We start from the raw sequence: 16164 nt of genomic DNA on the forward strand, positions 1-16164 counted from the left end.
GGGAAGCCGAAATCGTGGCCCAGGCCGGGCGGGCCGGCGCCGTGACCATCGCCACCAACATGGCCGGGCGTGGCACGGACATCATCCTGGGCGGCAATAGCGATTACATGGCCCGCCTCAAGCTGCGCGAGGTGCTGCTGCCCAAGCTGGTGCGCCCCGAAAATGAGCACCGGCCCATCCCCTCAGCCAAAGCCGCGCGCGAGGCCCGCAGCCTCGGCAACCTCTATCCCTGCAGCCTCAGCGAAACAACTGACCAAGATTTGGCCACCCTCGCCAAAGAACTCGTAAATGCCTGGGGCGACCGGCAGCTCACCTTGCTGGAGCTGGAAGACCGCATTGCCCAGGCGGCCGAAAAGGCCCCCAGCGAGGACCCCCAAATCCAGGCCCTGCGCGACTGCATCGCCCAGGTGAAGGATGAATACGACGCCATGGTGAAGCAAGACGAGCAGCAGGTGCGCGAGGCAGGTGGCCTACACGTGATCGGCACCGAGCGCCACGAATCCCGCCGCGTCGACAACCAATTGCGCGGCCGCGCCGGCCGTCAGGGTGATCCCGGCTCCACCCGCTTCTTCCTTTCGCTGGAAGACAACCTGCTGCGCATCTTCGGCGGCGATCGGGTCGCCGGACTGATGAATGCCTTCCGGGTGGAAGAAGACATGCCGATTGAATCAGGCATGCTCACCCGCTCGCTGGAAGGGGCCCAGAAGAAGGTGGAAACCTACTACTACGACATCCGCAAGCAGGTATTCGAATACGACGAGGTGATGAACAACCAGCGCAAAGCCGTTTACACCGAGCGGCGCCGGGTGCTCGAGGGCCGGGAGCTCAAGGCCCAGGTGATCGGCTACGGCGAGCGCACCATCGAAGACATCGTGGATGCCTATGTGAACCCAGAGCTACCGCCCGAGGAGTGGGATCTCAGCCGTTTGGTGGATAAAACCAAGGAGTTTATTTATATCCTGGAAGATCTCACCCCAGACCAGCTGCAGGGTCTAGGCGTGGAGGAGCTCAAGGCCTTCCTGCAGGAGCAACTGCGCAATGCCTACGACATCAAGGAGGGCCAAGTTGAGCAGCAACGCCCGGGGTTGATGCGCGAAGCCGAGCGCTACTTCATCCTCCAGCAGATAGACACGCTCTGGCGCGAACACCTGCAGGCGATGGATGCTCTGCGCGAATCTGTGGGCCTGAGGGGGTATGGGCAGAAGGATCCGTTGATCGAATATAAGAATGAGGGCTATGATATGTTCCTCGAGATGATGACCCAGATGCGGCGGAATGTGATCTATTCGATGTTCATGTTCCAGCCGGCGCCGGCGGCGCAAACAGCCTAAGAAAGTACATGATGGAGAATCAGCAACTCTCAGCATGATCAGATTCCTGACTTTTCCCCAAAGCACTTGGCAACATAGGCAGCTTTGGTGGAGGCTGACGGAAAGGGAAGTACTAGGAAAATATAGGGGCTCTTTACTAGGAGTCGCCTGGAGCTTTCTTACTCCACTCACCATGCTAGGGGTATATACCTTTGTATTCTCCCAGGTTTTTGAAGCCCGCTGGGGCACATTAGGAAGCGACGGGCCCTTGGGATTCGCCATCAACCTGTTTGCCGGGCTGATAGTTTTCAACCTTTTCGCAGAATGCATAAATAGGGCGCCAACGTTAGTACTTGCCAATCCAAACTACGTAAAAAAGGTGGTTTTCCCACTGGAAGTACTAGGAACAATTGCAGTAGGGAGCGCAGTATTTCAAGCCCTGGCAAGCCTCATAGTACTTGTTATTTTTGAGTTAATTGCCATTCACCATATTCCAATTACATTTCTTTTCCTTCCACTAGTGTGGGCGCCACTAGTTTTGGGATGCACAGCAATAACCTGGATTTTGGCTGCTCTTGGAGTCTTTATACGAGACCTCAGCCAGATCACAGCAGTTCTAGTGAGCATGCTGATGTTCTTGAGTCCGATTTTCTACCCAGTGTCTGCCCTCCCAAAACTCTGGCAACCCATTTTGGCAGCCAATCCTTTGGCACAAGTAATCGAGCAAACACGACTAGTAACCATTAATGGCACATCTCCAGACATAAGCTATGTATCCGGTGGCATTCTATTCACAATGATTGCATGTGAAATTGCCTTCCGATTCTTCCAAAAGAGCAAACGAGCCTTCGCAGACGTAATTTAAAATGAAATTAATACCAACTGAGAATGTAGCAGTCGAGCTCGAGGGCCTAGGTAAATGCTACCGCATTTACAAGAACCCAAAAGACAGGCTGAAGCAGGCAATCTGGGGGGAAAGGCGCCAATTTTATAGGGAGTTTTGGGCGTTAAGGGACATGAACCTAACCGTTGCTCGTGGTGAAACGCTCGGCATTATAGGTTGTAATGGGAGTGGTAAAAGCACCTTGCTCCAGATGATTTGCGGCACACTCACGCCCACAGAGGGTTCCGTTAGAACCAAGGGAAGAATCGCGGCACTTCTGGAACTAGGAAGTGGCTTTAATCCCGAGTTCACAGGCAGGGAGAATGTTGCGATCAATGCAAGGCTACTCGGCTTGAGCGAGAAAGAAGTCCGACAAAAATTTGATGAGATTGTCGAGTTTTCAGAAATTAGCCAATTCATTGATCAACCAGTCAAGACATATTCAAGTGGCATGTTTGTGCGACTAGCTTTTGCTATCGCCAGCCACTCCGATCCCGACATTCTCATAGTAGACGAGGCATTGAGCGTTGGCGACATCGCATTTCAAAATAAATGCATGATGCGAATCAAAAAATTACGAGACAATGGATTAACATTGATCTTCGTGAGCCATGACCTAAGCACATTACAATTGATATGTGATCGAGCTATCTGGATTCACAAAGGGATGCTTAAAGAGGCCGGCGACCCCGTACAAGTCGCACAAGAATACTACGCACTGACAGCAAATAACATACCAGAAGGGAGCCATGCCAACAGCAAGGGTATCCCGCAGCAGAACACAGGCATGGGCATTTTTCTCAAGGCAGAGATGCTTCGCTCTCAAGAAGAAAGCCTAGAGAATTGCTACCATCCCGGATCCAACGTACGCATAATGTTCTCAATGCAGACATTGCAAAGGATAGAGCGATGTATATTTAACATTAGCATCTTCAGCAATGATGGGATTTGGATGGTCGGGCAATCAAGCCTGGAGCAAGGTGTTATCTGGCCTGCGACAGAAGCAGGCAATTGCCTCTCGGGCATGATTGAATTGGCAAATCTATGCTTGGCACCAGGCAATTACAAAGCAGCATTGAGTGCCTGTAGCGTTGACTTAAGCATCTGTTATGCACTTTCTGACCTTTACCTGAGTTTCTCAGTCCGTTCAGACCGACCAACCTGGGGGAGAGTGCGCCAACCCTGCAATTGGACGATCAACGACCAAGATCAAGTAGTGCTCCAATGAAAGAAGCAACTCAACGCTTAAAGACTGTCCGCATGTCAGACATGCATCTTTCAAGCAATCACCATCACTATATTGTCTTAAGCCTACTTAATAGTTGGATCACGGATATTGCACTAGAGCAAGCGAGTGGGGTCTTGCTAGATTATGGATGCGGGGGCCAACCATACAGGTCACTATTTGAAACCCGCGTCAGCCAATACATCGGTGCAGATGTTGAAGCCGCAATAGGCATCAAACTAGATTTGATAATCGAGCCGGAGGCCCCATTGGCACTGGCCTCCCAAAGTGTTGACACAATTCTTTCAACGCAAACACTGGAGCATGTGCTTCATTTTCGGAGATATCTGGCCGAGTGCCGCAGACTCCTTCGACCTAGCGGCCACCTAATCCTTACCGTACCAATGCAATGGCGCATGCATGAAGTCCCATTTGACTATTGGCGGTTTACGAAGTACGGAGTATTGGCAGCACTTGAAGAGCAAGGTCTTGAAGTTATTCAACTATCTCCATGTGGTGGTGCTTGGGCTCTCTTGGGCCAGCTACTGAACAGTCATTTAGCCGCGAGTCGGAGAGGCTCAAAAGCTTTGTTCTGGTTAATAAATCGCGCTGCACTGTGGATGGACAAGCAGCTTCCTGATACAGAGGAGACAATCGGATGGATGTGCATAGCGAAGGCACCATCGCCATCAGGATAGCCGCCCCGAAGATATGTACAAGTTATCATAGCCAGACAATGCAAAATCACAACTCTAGCCAAAGCGAATTCATCACTCAAGATGATTTCTCAAGTAGCCCTGTCCAGCGTCATTGCCCAGTATGCAGAAGCACCACATCCAGCCCTCTCTGCGAAGTCGGAGCTTTCCAAATAAATAGCTGTTCGGAATGCCGAACTGACTATGTCATTAATCCTCCAAACAACAAAGAGCTTGCCGCATTCTATGATCGATCAGAGTGGTTTGAAGGCGGCGAGACAGGAGGATACTCTAACTACGATTCTCAAACAGAATCAAGCATTGATCGCATTAAAGAGTTTCTCAGCACCTTCAGCGGTGAGACGCTATCAATTCTTGACGTAGGGTGCGGCTATGGAAACCATTTAGAATTAGCAGCTTCCTTGGGGTGGGAATGCTTCGGCATAGAGCCAAGCGACCACGCAAGAGAGATTGCCATCAAAAGGCTAGGCAACCGTGCAATGATCGTCAAAAATGCGGAAGAACTTATCCCGCATTTATTTGATGTTGTGTTGATGCTAGACGTTATCGAACATGTCATCGAGCCTCAGTCTTTATTCTACCCTCTATTCGCAATTGGAGGCATTAAAGAAGCTACAACAATTCTACTTAGCACGCCCAATGCGGGCTCCACGGAAGCCATCAATAGTCCGAGTACCTGGCGGTACCGGCATCCCCCATCACACCTAGTATTTTATACGGAATCAGCTCTTAAACAGCTATTCCAAAACCTACGATTTCAGGATATTAGCATTCATGGAATTCACCCAAATGAAGCTGGCGGCCATGATGGCCTAAGCAAATACGACGGACTAGAAGCCATCGCACGCGGAAGTGACTTTCATGACTTCATGCATGAAAGATACGTACCATCTACATGGTCTGAGATCGCTGAGTATGAGCATTTTCCGAGATATGCACTTGCCTGTCGCTTTGCCACTGATCTGAAGGTTCTTGATTTCGGCTGTGGAACTGGTTACGGGACAGCCATACTCTCAGCCCACGCGGCCAGTGCTGTGGGAGTGGATATTGATGCTTCGGCCCTGGAGTGGGCACGCCGCTCTCATCGGCTCCCCAACCTGTCCTTCCAGCGGAGTGCCGACTTCCTGGCTAGCTATGAGGACCAGACGTTTGACATGGTCACCTGTTTCGAGATGATCGAGCATGTGACTGAGCCTGATCAGGATCGAACCATCCAGGCTCTGGCTAGGGTTCTCCGCCCAGAGGGTCTGCTTTTTATCTCCACACCCAATCCAGAAATCACAAGCCTGTATGGAGCAAATCCGTATCACCTCCGAGAACGGAACCGGGAAGAGTTTATTGAGCTCCTCACAGCATCCTTCAAATCTGTTCAACTGTTGGATCAATATGCCCTTACCGGGGTGTTCTTCTCCGAAAGCCCACATGCCTACTCGCTTGAATCTCTCCAAGGCGGCCCCCTGAGTCAGGCCAATCCATTAGCCTACATAGCCGTCTGTTCCAATGGTCCTCTACCGCCACTCGAAAATAAGGGTTATATAGATACCCAAAGGGACTACATCTCCTCCAGGCTTAGGCTGGAGGAAAAATTGGTTCAAGTCAAGTTGGAAGCATATTCTTTACGCTCAACCGTTGTGGCTCTAGAAAACCAGCTCAGCTCTCTCTCCACCCGAGCCGCTGAACTGGAGAGGGCACTTGACATAGAACAGCGAAGCCGTTGGGCACGCTTGGGTAATCGACTTAGAGCAACCAGTTTATATCAGAACACTGCTATCCGCGGGGCCTTGGGCCTCGCCCGCGCCCTGCGCAACAGGGCTCGACGCCTGTCTTCTCTCTCTGGATCGAATCAGGGGATTTTAACTCCTGCGACTCTGGAAGCCAGTGATCAGTCATACACAGTGCGCCAGCACCAGTCGGGGAGCAATGACAAGCCTATTGTTCTCCACGCAATTGCCAACTTTTGCTTAGGAGGCTCCTCCAGATTGGTGGTTGACCTTATCGAAGCTCTCGGGGAGGACTTTGAGCAGCCGGTGGTCACCAGATACATTCCTCGCCCATCTGCTTATTTAGATCTAACAATTCACGAACTTCCGCATCCCTCGAATTCGTCACCTTTTCAAGCACTAATCAACCACTACAAGCCGGTCTTCGTACATATACACTACTGGGGAGACTGCGACCGAGACTGGTATAGCCACGTCTTCCGGGCCTGTGAATTGCAAGGTGTCCCTGTGGTTCAAAATATCAATACACCGGTGGCTCCCTACGTATCTACAGCCATTCGCCAAAATGTATACGTGAGCGACTATACGCGCCAGATTTTTGGCAAGAATGACGAGCAAGCCATGGTGATTCTTCCCGGATCCGATCTCGATCATTTTTCAGTGTCAAGCCTCACCGCTCAAGCAGATGACTGCATTGGAATGGTATATAGGCTAGAAAACGACAAGCTCAGCTCCAGTTCCATAGATGTCTTCATCAAAGTCGCCAAGCTTCGGCCTGCGACTCGATGCCTGATAGTGGGGGATGGGACTTTGAAACCCATCTTTGAGCAGATGGTGGCCGAGGCCGGCGTGACAGACAATTTTGTTTTTACTGGCTTTGTGCCCTATCAGGATCTTCCAGGTCTCTACCAACAGATGAGCTTATTTGTTGCACCAGTTTGGAAGGAAAGCTTTGGACAGGTTTCTGCCTTTGCCATGAACATGGGTTTACCTGTCGTAGGCTATGCCGTTGGTGCTATCCCATCAATTATAGGGGATGAGCACCTTCTGGCCCAGTACGGCGATAGCCATGGGCTGGCACTTCTGATCATCGAACTACTAGATGACAGGCAGAAGAGACTGGCAATTGGCGAGAGGAATCACAAAAAAGCACAGGATAATTACTCCATATCCGCAATGGTAAAGCACTATTCCGATCTCTATCATTCCATATCCGCCGAAGTCATATCATGAAGGTCGCCATCTTTGTCCATTGTTTTTTTCCAGAGCATTTTTATGGCACGGAAACCTACACTCTAAACATCGCCACAAATTTACTCAATCTTGGCCACACGGTCACAGTCGTCGCCGGTACATTCTATGGCGAGGCATCAAAGGGAGAGACCGTGTGCAGCTACGTCTATAACGGCGTAGATGTCATGGTGATTGACAAAAATCTCTTCCCTAATCGCCGGGTTAGTGACACTTATAACCAGCCGGAGATGGCTCCTGTGTTGCGCAGTGTGATCACTAGTCTGCAGCCTGATGTTATCCATGTCACGCATCTGATCAACCACACGGCCGTGTTGCTTGATTTGGCTCGTGAGATGGGAATCCCCACAGTTGCCACCCTCACCGATTTCTTCGGCTTTTGCTTCACAAACAAACTTGAAGATGCCCGTGGCCTCCTCTGCAGCGGCCCCTCCCGGGATCGTAAAAACTGCGTGGCCTGCTATCTCAAGGTGGCCGGCACGGCGCATACGACCCATCCGTTGTTCGTCTGGCTCCGCCGCCAATTGCCGCTATCACTCTTTAGTCGTCTCTTGGTTCTGGCGGCTCGCCTTCAGCTCCTTCCCGCCAAGGAGCTGACCCATGTCGTGAAAGATCTTCAGGATCGACCTGGTTTGCTGGGAGAGCGGTACAACCGCACCTACGGCATGGTGATCGCCCCCACGGCCTTTCTAGCCAAGGCTTATCGGGCAAATGGCCTACAGGTTCCCATTCGCACCCATTGGTTTGGGGTTGACATCCAGCGCACACCCAAACCTGCTCGAGCTCCTGGGGTCCCAATCCGATTCGGCTACATAGGCCAGCTAGCTGAACACAAGGGGGTGGATCTGCTTTTGGAGGCCTTTAAGGATGTTCAGCCCTGTGCCGCGGAAATGATTATCTACGGCCCTCTTGATCAGGATCCCGCCTATGCAAAACGACTACAGGATTTAGCCGGAGACCAAGTTCAGTTCCGCACCACCTTCCATCCGGACGAAATGGTAGCCGTGATGGGCGGCCTTGATGTGCTGGTGATTCCCTCCCGATGGTACGAGAACAGCCCGTTGGTGCTCTTGTACGCCTTAGCAACCCATACTCCGGTCATAGTCTCCCGGGTTGATGGACTAACGGAATTCCTGGAGGAGGGAGTGAATGGCTTTTCATTCGCGCGTGGTAACTGTGCCGATCTGGTTCAGGTTCTCCAGAGGTTTATTTCCAATCCAGGTCTTTCGGCCAAGCTTTCAGAATCCACCCACTACCGACGAACCACTACGGACATGGCCGCAGAACTTGAGAAGGTATACCAGGAAGCCATCGGCGGGTTGATCACCGACTCCTACGAGCCAAATCCCTGATGCCGTAAACCCAGCTTTCCGGATGATCAGTCCATTTTCCACTACAATGACCAACTGGACCATACATTTAGCTTAGTTTTGGGAGACTCCCAAAAAAGGACCTCTACACTGCTTACCACCCAAACAAAGGAAATATTTTTATCCAAGCGCGCGACGACAGATACGACCATCCGCATTACATAACCAATCTAAAACATCTCAGGAGAATGGCTACATCACTTAGCTACACTCATTATTCGTGGGGCACCGTCCTCACTATGAGCCCCAACCAGGCTGGCGCTTGATACCAATAGATCAGGGGAGTACTACAAAAGACTTGCTCATATGTGCTTTGGTGAGTAAAATGTTAGGCTTGTAAGCGCGCGGAGAATCAACGCACCAATGAATTTGGCACAATACGGGCAAGGAATTAACGATGACCTGGACGCTTGGATCGACTTCAATCGGAAAGAGGCCTTTGACACACCTAATGGTCTAGATAATGTTGCGCCCTTTCCTCCAAAAGAGCTGATCGAGAACACTAGTGGATTGACGCGACAGGATCACTTCGCTTCACACGGGTGCGACATTCTTCAAGCCCTGAGTCTTGCCAGCCCCAAGCCTTTAGCATCCTTTTCAGACATCCTTGATTTTGGTGTGGGTGTTGGGCGATTGGCACGTTTGTTCAAAGGCTTTCGTGGAAAATACACCGGTGTTGATATCGATGCCCGCCACGTCGCATGGGTGGCTGAGAATTTGGATCATGTGAATGCCATCATCACTACTCCGCGCAAGGCGTTTCCTTTCGCTGGCAAACGCTTTGACTGTGTTATTTCGATCTCTGTCTTTACTCACATGAACGAGAACGACCAGTTCTTCTATCTAAAAGAGCTGGCAAGCATCACCCGGCCAGGAGCAATCCTCATGCTGACTGTCCATGGTGAACGTGCGTTGCATCGCGCCGAGAATGAACCAGACATATTCAAGATGCTTGCGATTCCAGCCAGGAGCGTAAAGACGACCCGCCAGCTGTTCGCGAATGAAGGATTTAGTTTTATCCTCCAGAATGGACATTTAACCACGTCAGAGTACGAGTACGGCATAACGTTTACCTCAGAAGCTTATATTCGCCGCACCTGGAATCAATACTTTGATGTGTTGCAAGTGGCCTCAGGCGCAATTCATGATTTCCAGGATATTGTTGTTTTGCGTTCGCGCTAGACACGGATGCTGGCGCAGAGGCGTCGCAGCCCCTCGGATACCGGTACCTGGGGCCTCCAACCCAGGCAGCGCCGCGCTCTTTCAATGCAGAGCACATTGGTAGGCACATCAAAGCCCCGTGAAGGCAAATACTCCACTGTCAGAGGCTTCTTGAGCTCAACTTCCAGCAACTCCACCAGCTGATTGAGGCTCAATCCCTCCCCTGAGCCCACATTGAACATGCGCTCCTCTCCTTGATAGCGAGCAGCTGCCAAAAGTGCCTCAACCACATCGGAGATATACAGAAAATCACGCACGGTGCTGCCATCCCCCCAGATCTGCAACGGTTCACCGCGCAGCGCCTTTCCCAAAAACACCGGCACCACACCCTGAGTGGCATCCAGCCGCTGACGATCGCCATAGGGATTCGCCAAACGGAGCACGAGACCATCCAGACCATGCAGCTGGCGGTAAAGCGCCACATATTTCTCGATCGCCAATTTGCTGATCCCATAGGAACAGGTGGGATCGGTGGGGTGAGTTTCCGGTATGGGCACCTGCTGCGGTATTCCGTACACCGTGCCACCTGACGACACCATCACCAGCCGCTGCACTTGGGCCAACCGGGCCGCCTCCAGCACCTTGAGCGCCCCGAGCAGATTCACCTGCACATCCGCCTGAGGATCACGGTTGGAGCTCTGCGGCAGGCTGCCACTGGCCAGATGAAAGACCAGATCGGCTCCTTCAATCGCCTGCTGCAGAGCCAGACCATCGTCCATGCTCAACGGGATGAGCTTGAGCGCTGGGTCCGCCTGGGCAGCCTCACTGATCAGTCCGGGCAGGTGGCGCGCCAGGGCCCTCACGCGACAGCCGGCAGCCAGCAGCCCATCCACCAGATGGGAGCCGATGAAACCACTGGCACCTACAACAACGACCTTCATGCCCTAGCTCCGCAGCAGCTGAGCGTAAAGCTGCTCCAGTTGATCGGAGTAGTCACTGATCGTGCGGGGTGATCCACCCTGATTCACCAGCGCGGCCAGACTCTGAGGATCCGCCTCCAATTGCTGGATCAGCGCAGCCAGAGCGCTGCTGTCGCCGGGTGGGAACAGCAAGGCGTTGGTGCCGGGCAGTACCTGATCCGCCATGCCCTCCACATCGGACAGCAGCAGGGGCAAGCCGCTGGCCAAGGCCTGCAGCACGATCAGTGGCGCATTTTCTCTCCAAAGTGAAGGAACCACCAGCAGATCGAGCTGCGCCAGCACGGCAAACACCTGCTCAGAGCCGAACACGCCACCCCAGCGCACCTGAGGCAAGGGATTAGCAAGCTGCCTGAGCTGGGCGGCGTAGACGGGATCATCGTTGGGGTTTCCATAGAGCACGAGCTCCAGTGGCTCCATCGGCCCCAGCAGTGCCAGGGCCTCTAGCAACACATGGGCCCCTTTGGCACGATTGATGCTGCCGATGAAGCCAATGCGAAGTGGCCGCTGCTGGCTTCCAGTCCAGGGTTGCCGCGGCAACTGCTCGGCGAGGCCATCCAAGGCAATGCCATAGGGGCACAACTGGAAGTGCTTAGTGGCGAAACCGAGCTGCCCAAATGTGCGCCACATCAACGCCGATGGCACCAGCACGTATTCACAGCTGGCCAGAGCCTCGGCCATCGCTGCCGGTCGCCTGCGCAGCGCAGCAATCGGGCCCTTCGAAAGCGGCCGCAAAACCGCCACCACTAGACGCCAGAACGATTGCGGCAACCAACCAAGCGGCGGCGTCACTCGACCCGCCAGGTGCTGCACGCAATTGGCACCATCGGCCCGAGGACCCGCACAGGGCAACTGCTCCGGAAACTGCAGCTGCCCGGTGGGGCAGGCCATCCAGTAATCAGTGAGGCTGACCAAAAGCGGCACACCACAACGTTTCGCTGCCATCACCAGGCTCAGGGTGTGGCGGCGCAAATGGAACAGGTGCAACAAATCAAGGCGCAGCTCCTGCAGCAGCGCCGAGAACTGCTGCTCAAACTCAGGCCGCCAATAGCTCTGCTCCACACCGCTTCTGAGCGGCGAGGCTTCCGGCGGTGGATTGAACCGAATCAGCTCCAGCCCCTGCCAGCGCTCCCGCCGCCAGGTTGGTTGCTCGGGCTCATGGGGGCCTGCAGCCAAGATCCAAACCTGATGGCCACGGCGCTGCAGCTCTTCGGCCGTACGCCGCGTCAGCGTTTCCGTGCCGGCGTGAAACCCTGGAAAGAATTGATGCACCGCCAGCAGAATCCGCATGGCGTCCTCAGTGGCCGGATGGCCTGCAGTAGACCAAGGCGGCATAAAAACCCGCCGTGCGCCAGAGGCCATGCTTGCGCAGGCCAAGCCGAAGAGCTGTGCTCAGCCGCACCCAGCGTGAGTAGCTCCAGAGCAGCTGCCAAAGCGCAGCCAGATCGGTAGGGCCGGAGCGGTCCAGGAATGCCCGCACCTGAAGCAAGCCTGGGCTGATCAATCGCACGACAACAGCCCGGGGATTCCGCGCAACTACACCATGGATTCGCAGCAGCAGCTGACGGCGCCAGCCCACAGCTCCCACCACATTGGTCCGATGCTGCCGGTAACTCATGCACGGCTCGCGCAGATAAGCCAGGCCACCCGCCTGCGCGGCCACCAGAGCGAGCCACCAGTCATGAAGCACCGCTTCCGCTGGGAATGGCAAAGCTTGCAGCACGCATGCTCGATTCAGCATCGATGCACAGCCGGTGACTACGTTCTGCATTCCAATCTCCAGAAGCCCGTGGCGTTCTGGCTTCAAACCCTGAAGCCGATGAAAGGAAGGGCTTAGTGCCCGGCCCTCAGCATCGATCAAGCGGAGATCAGCATGCACCAACAGTGACCTTTCTGAGCCCAAACGCTGCTCAAGCAAAGCCATCTGGTGCAACAACCGTTCAGCCTTGTTGAGATCCCAGAGGTCATCCTGGTCGGCCAGCATCACGTAGGGAGCTGCACTTGCCTGCAGCAGCCGCTCGAAATTGCGGCAACTGCCAAGGCGCTCAAGGCCTTCCAGAGGTAATAACTCGATCGGAACAGAGCTGTGCTGTTGCCAATACCTCAGGCGTTGCACGGTGCGATCCGATGAATGATCATCCGCAACGAGAAGACGCTGGGGCACCACGGTCTGCTGAAGGATGCAAACGATCTGCTCATCCACAAAGCGTTCGCCATTGCAGGTGGCCATCACCACCTCGTAGGTCTTCACCACAGAGCCCACCCCCATTTACGGAAGTACTGCCAGGCGCTGGCCAGGTTCACAGCCATCAGGCCCAGGTTGCGGTAGTTGCCTCGGCCCCAGCCATGGACAACACCAGCCACGGGCAGATGCACGCAGCGGCCATCACGGGCCAGGGTGCGGGTGAGATCGGCATCCTCCAGGTAGAGGAAATAGCGTTCATCAAAGCCGCCAACGCGGCGGAAGGCATCACTGCGAATCAGCATGCAGCAGCCACTCAGGTAGGGCGCCTCGAATACCTCCTGGTAGTGCTGATCCGCCATCACATACCAGCGGTCATAGCGCTTCAGCCAGGTGGGCTTGAGCAAATCCGGCAGGAAGCGGCGGCTGAACAAGCCCAGCACGGTGGGGTTGTGCTTGCAGAGCTTCTGGGGAGCACCAACCTCGTCGAGGATCTGAGGGACCGCGAGGCTCACCTGCGGGTGCTGCTGCAACCAGCCCAACAGCTGCTCAAAGGTGCCGCCGGGCCAGGTGAGATCGGTGTTGAGCACGCCGATGTAGGGCGGTAGCTGGCCGAGATGCGCCACCAGACGGTTCACGGCACGGCCGTAGCCCGGGTTGTCGGGATTGGCCAGGAAGCCATCGGCCCCTGCAGCCAACTGCTCCACCGGTTCACCTGGATGGTGGTCGTTCACCACCACCGCGTAACCCACCTGAGGCGGCAACTCCGCCAGGCAGGCCTGCAGTTGCTCCACTTCCTGCAGCGATGGGTGATAGGCCACAAGCAACAGCAGCAACTGCCGTTCCTCAATGCGTTGAACCGCGGCCACCGGCGATGCGGCCAGCCGTTGGCTGGCCTGGATCCGCGCCAGCGGTTGCAGCCAGCGCCGCAGCAGTCCCCCCCACACCGCCAACACCACCCCAAGGATCAGCAGGCTGCTGGGCTGAACCCACACCGCTGTGGGCGGCGCATTCAGCAGCAAACCCGCCAGCACCGCCAGGCCAAAGGCGATGACTAGCACCAACAACCAACGCTGCACCAGCTGCCGGTAGGGCATCCACGGCCAGCGCAGGAAGGAATAGCCGCCGAAAAACCAGGCCACAAACAGAAATCCAATCCCGAAGACCAGAACATCTGTCTGAAGCACCAAGGCGGGGTTGAGCTGGCGCAACTCAGCTGCCAGTAGGCCCCCGGCGAGCATCCCCACCAAGTCCAGGCCCACGCTGAGTGCGAGCAGCGGCCAGCCGCGCCTCATCCGGCAGCCACAGCCTGCGCCGTTGCTTGGGTGCCGATGCGCTCGCCGCTGTAGCCAGCACGATCACGCACCTCCCCGCACCAATCGAGATGCTCGAGATACCAACGAACCGTGGCTTCCAGCCCCTGCTCAAAACTATGCCGCGGTTTCCAGCCCAGCTCGGTGGTGATCTTGGCCGCATCGATCGCATAGCGCCGGTCGTGGCCGGGGCGGTCGCCCACACGGGTGATCAATCGAGCATGAGGAGCACCCTGGGGCCGCAGCTGATCCATCAGCGCGCAGATCGTTTCCACCACATCGCGGTTGGTGCGCTCACTGGGGGAGCCGTGATCGCCTGCACCACCCACGCAATAGCTCTCCCCCAGCCGCCCCCGCGTGGCCGCCAGCAGCAGCGCCTCCACGTGGTCTTCCACATACAGCCAGTCGCGCACGTTGGCGCCGTCGCCATAGAGGGGAATCGGCTCGCCAGCCACGGCCTTGAGAATCACCACCGGAATTAGCTTCTCGGGAAACTGCCAGGGGCCGTAGTTGTTGGAGCAGTTGGTGAGCACCACCGGCAGGCCGTAGGTGTGGTGCCAGGCGCTCACAAGATGGTCGCTGGCGGCCTTGCTGGCCGAATAGGGGGAACGCGGGTCGTAGGGGGTGGTTTCTGAGAAACGGCCGGTTGCACCCAGGGATCCGAACACCTCATCGGTGCTGATGTGGTGGAAGCGGAAGCCCTCGCGCCGCTCCGCCGGCAGCTGCTCCCAATGGGCCCGCACCGCCTGCAGCAGGTTGAAGGTGCCGCTCACGTTGCTCTCGATGAACGCCGCAGGCCCATCGATCGAGCGATCGACGTGGCTCTCGGCTGCCAGGTGCATCACCAGGTCGGGATCGGCCTGGCGCACGGCTGCGGCTGTGGCATCGGCGTCGGTGAGGTCCACCCGCAGCAGCTGGTGGCGCTGAACCGCCTCGGGGCCCAGGCATTCGATGCCGGTGAGATCGCTGGCGTAACCCAGCTTGTCGAGATTGAACACCGTGGCGCTGGAATCGCGCAGCAACCGGCGCACCAGCGCCCCGCCAATGAAGCCGGCGCCGCCGGTAACCAGCACGCGGTTGATCCCTTCGGGCAGTAGTGAGGGCATGGGATCAATCAAGCTTTTATGAGGCTACCGGGGAACGTTGTTCCACAAACCATCCCCACGGAAGGGGGGCATGCCTACGGGCAAAACGCCTTTAACCTGACCTCATGGGCTTGATTTACGGCACCGTTCAGCTCTCCAACCCCTCGAGCCCCGAGCTGCAGGGATTGGAGGTGCGGGCCCTGGCCGATGGACACCGGCGCACGGTGCCCTACATGGGCCCCATTGAGGTGCTGCTGGGGGCCATCCCCATGGAAGCCATGGATCTCGTCCTGCGGCACAAGCTGCAGTAGACCTCCGTGAACCCGGAAAGCCCCAACATCCCGGTGAGCCTGGCCGCCGGCTGGGGCTGAGCTAAAAGCGTCCAAAATCTGTACAACCAAAATCTGTACAAGTTGTACAGATTTCATGACGCACCCAAACTGCTGATCGACCGCGCCAATGGCAGCACCGGCTCCTGGTTGGCGCCCCAGATCGCTGCCGCCGTAGCGACGGCCATAGAACAGCAAGCCCAGTGCAATCTTGTCCAGCACAGGCACCAGCTCAGCCCCTCCGAACGCAATGCCAGGCGAGTCCGAGATGTGATCTCAGTGCTTGAGGTGCTGATCGGGCCCATCGAGTGCCACAGAAGCCAATCTGATCAGCAAGGGAAAAGCGCCTTACAATTAAGATCGAAGCTGCCCATTGCAATGGTCGAACCCCCAACGCAAAGGCGCAAAAGATCGCGGTCCCTCACCGTCACCCGAAAAGGGCAGGTGACGCTGCGCAAGGATCTACTGGCCCATCTGGGCATTCAGCCTGGCCAGCGCATTGATGTGGAGGTGTTGCCTGGCGGCCGGCTGGAGCTGCACGCCGAGCAAGCCACCGGCAGCATCAACAGCTTCATCGGCCTGCTGGCAGGCCGCAGCAGCCACTGCGCCAGCCTGGAGGAGCTGAATCAGGCCGCCGCCGC

At 55.7% G+C, this 16164-nt stretch carries 13 protein-coding genes and 1 pseudogene; 9 read left to right on the plus strand and 5 right to left on the minus strand.

The window, feature by feature from the left end:
• The 7 genes and pseudogenes from secA to KBY85_RS13400 all read left to right on the plus strand — a co-directional run.
• Positions 1-1331, plus strand: a pseudogene (gene secA / locus KBY85_RS13375) (preprotein translocase subunit SecA); the annotation flags it as partial.
• 34 nt (positions 1332-1365) lie between these two features.
• Positions 1366-2175: an ABC transporter permease gene (locus tag KBY85_RS13380; protein ID WP_254961959.1), complete on the plus strand. Its 810-nt coding sequence runs from the start codon at positions 1366-1368 to the stop codon at positions 2173-2175.
• A gap of 151 nt (positions 2176-2326) precedes the next feature.
• Positions 2327-3421 carry an ABC transporter ATP-binding protein gene (locus tag KBY85_RS13385; RefSeq protein ID WP_254961960.1) on the plus strand — a complete coding sequence of 365 codons (1095 nt, stop codon included), beginning with the start codon at positions 2327-2329 and terminating at the stop codon, positions 3419-3421.
• Between the two features lie 41 nt (positions 3422-3462).
• Complete coding sequence (locus tag KBY85_RS16095) at positions 3463-4116, plus strand: methyltransferase domain-containing protein (protein ID WP_396121872.1); 654 nt, start codon at positions 3463-3465, stop codon at positions 4114-4116.
• A complete protein-coding gene (locus tag KBY85_RS13390) occupies positions 4077-7088 on the plus strand; it encodes a methyltransferase domain-containing protein (protein ID WP_254961961.1) in 3012 nt (1003 codons plus the stop codon). Before KBY85_RS16095 ends, KBY85_RS13390 begins: the two co-directional genes overlap by 40 nt.
• Complete coding sequence (locus KBY85_RS13395) at positions 7085-8458, plus strand: glycosyltransferase family 4 protein (RefSeq protein ID WP_254961962.1); 1374 nt, start codon at positions 7085-7087, stop codon at positions 8456-8458. Before KBY85_RS13390 ends, KBY85_RS13395 begins: the two co-directional genes overlap by 4 nt.
• 381 nt (positions 8459-8839) lie before the next feature.
• Complete coding sequence (locus KBY85_RS13400) at positions 8840-9658, plus strand: bifunctional 2-polyprenyl-6-hydroxyphenol methylase/3-demethylubiquinol 3-O-methyltransferase UbiG (protein ID WP_254961963.1); 819 nt, start codon at positions 8840-8842, stop codon at positions 9656-9658.
• Here KBY85_RS13400 and KBY85_RS13405 read toward each other — a convergent pair.
• The 5 genes from KBY85_RS13405 to rfbB are packed head-to-tail and all read right to left on the minus strand — an operon-like array spanning position 9655 to position 15215.
• Entirely contained in the window at positions 9655-10578 is a 924-nt protein-coding gene (locus KBY85_RS13405; protein ID WP_254961964.1) for an NAD-dependent epimerase/dehydratase family protein, read from the minus strand. The genes KBY85_RS13400 and KBY85_RS13405 overlap by 4 nt on opposite strands.
• Positions 10579-10581: 3 nt before the next feature.
• Positions 10582-11976 carry a glycosyltransferase gene (locus KBY85_RS13410; RefSeq protein WP_254961965.1) on the minus strand — a complete coding sequence of 465 codons (1395 nt, stop codon included), beginning with the start codon at positions 11974-11976 and terminating at the stop codon, positions 10582-10584.
• A complete protein-coding gene (locus KBY85_RS13415) occupies positions 11912-12883 on the minus strand; it encodes a glycosyltransferase family 2 protein (protein WP_254961966.1) in 972 nt (323 codons plus the stop codon). The genes KBY85_RS13410 and KBY85_RS13415 overlap by 65 nt, the downstream gene beginning before the upstream one ends.
• Positions 12862-14091, minus strand: coding sequence for a glycosyltransferase family 2 protein (locus tag KBY85_RS13420; RefSeq protein ID WP_254961967.1), 1230 nt, complete (start codon positions 14089-14091; stop codon positions 12862-12864). Before KBY85_RS13420 ends, KBY85_RS13415 begins: the two co-directional genes overlap by 22 nt.
• Positions 14088-15215 (minus strand): dTDP-glucose 4,6-dehydratase, encoded by a 1128-nt coding sequence (gene rfbB / locus KBY85_RS13425; RefSeq protein WP_254961968.1) that lies wholly within the window; start codon positions 15213-15215, stop codon positions 14088-14090. Before rfbB ends, KBY85_RS13420 begins: the two co-directional genes overlap by 4 nt.
• Positions 15216-15319: 104 nt before the next feature.
• Here rfbB and KBY85_RS13430 point away from each other — a divergent pair, with 104 nt between their 5' ends.
• On the plus strand, positions 15320-15505 hold the full coding sequence (locus tag KBY85_RS13430) for a hypothetical protein (protein ID WP_254961969.1): 186 nt from the start codon (positions 15320-15322) through the stop codon (positions 15503-15505).
• Positions 15506-15967: 462 nt separating this feature from the next.
• Positions 15968-16164: AbrB/MazE/SpoVT family DNA-binding domain-containing protein (locus tag KBY85_RS13435; protein WP_254961970.1), on the plus strand; the 197-nt coding region annotated here is incomplete at its 3' end.

This window comes from Cyanobium sp. BA5m-10 (genome assembly GCF_024346255.1).
Taxonomy (GTDB): domain Bacteria; phylum Cyanobacteriota; class Cyanobacteriia; order PCC-6307; family Cyanobiaceae; genus Cyanobium_A; species Cyanobium_A usitatum.

Coding starts and splice junctions, on each gene's coding strand:
- KBY85_RS13380 (WP_254961959.1), top strand. CDS start 1,366: ATGATCAGATTCCTGACTTTTCCCCAAAGCACTTGGCAACATAGGCAG.
- KBY85_RS13385 (WP_254961960.1), top strand. CDS start 2,327: ATGAACCTAACCGTTGCTCGTGGTGAAACGCTCGGCATTATAGGTTGT.
- KBY85_RS16095 (WP_396121872.1), top strand. CDS start 3,463: ATGCATCTTTCAAGCAATCACCATCACTATATTGTCTTAAGCCTACTT.
- KBY85_RS13390 (WP_254961961.1), top strand. CDS start 4,077: ATGGATGTGCATAGCGAAGGCACCATCGCCATCAGGATAGCCGCCCCG.
- KBY85_RS13395 (WP_254961962.1), top strand. CDS start 7,085: ATGAAGGTCGCCATCTTTGTCCATTGTTTTTTTCCAGAGCATTTTTAT.
- KBY85_RS13400 (WP_254961963.1), top strand. CDS start 8,840: ATGAATTTGGCACAATACGGGCAAGGAATTAACGATGACCTGGACGCT.
- KBY85_RS13405 (WP_254961964.1), bottom strand. CDS start 10,578: ATGAAGGTCGTTGTTGTAGGTGCCAGTGGTTTCATCGGCTCCCATCTG.
- KBY85_RS13410 (WP_254961965.1), bottom strand. CDS start 11,976: ATGGCCTCTGGCGCACGGCGGGTTTTTATGCCGCCTTGGTCTACTGCA.
- KBY85_RS13415 (WP_254961966.1), bottom strand. CDS start 12,883: ATGGGGGTGGGCTCTGTGGTGAAGACCTACGAGGTGGTGATGGCCACC.
- KBY85_RS13420 (WP_254961967.1), bottom strand. CDS start 14,091: ATGAGGCGCGGCTGGCCGCTGCTCGCACTCAGCGTGGGCCTGGACTTG.
- rfbB (WP_254961968.1), bottom strand. CDS start 15,215: ATGCCCTCACTACTGCCCGAAGGGATCAACCGCGTGCTGGTTACCGGC.
- KBY85_RS13430 (WP_254961969.1), top strand. CDS start 15,320: ATGGGCTTGATTTACGGCACCGTTCAGCTCTCCAACCCCTCGAGCCCC.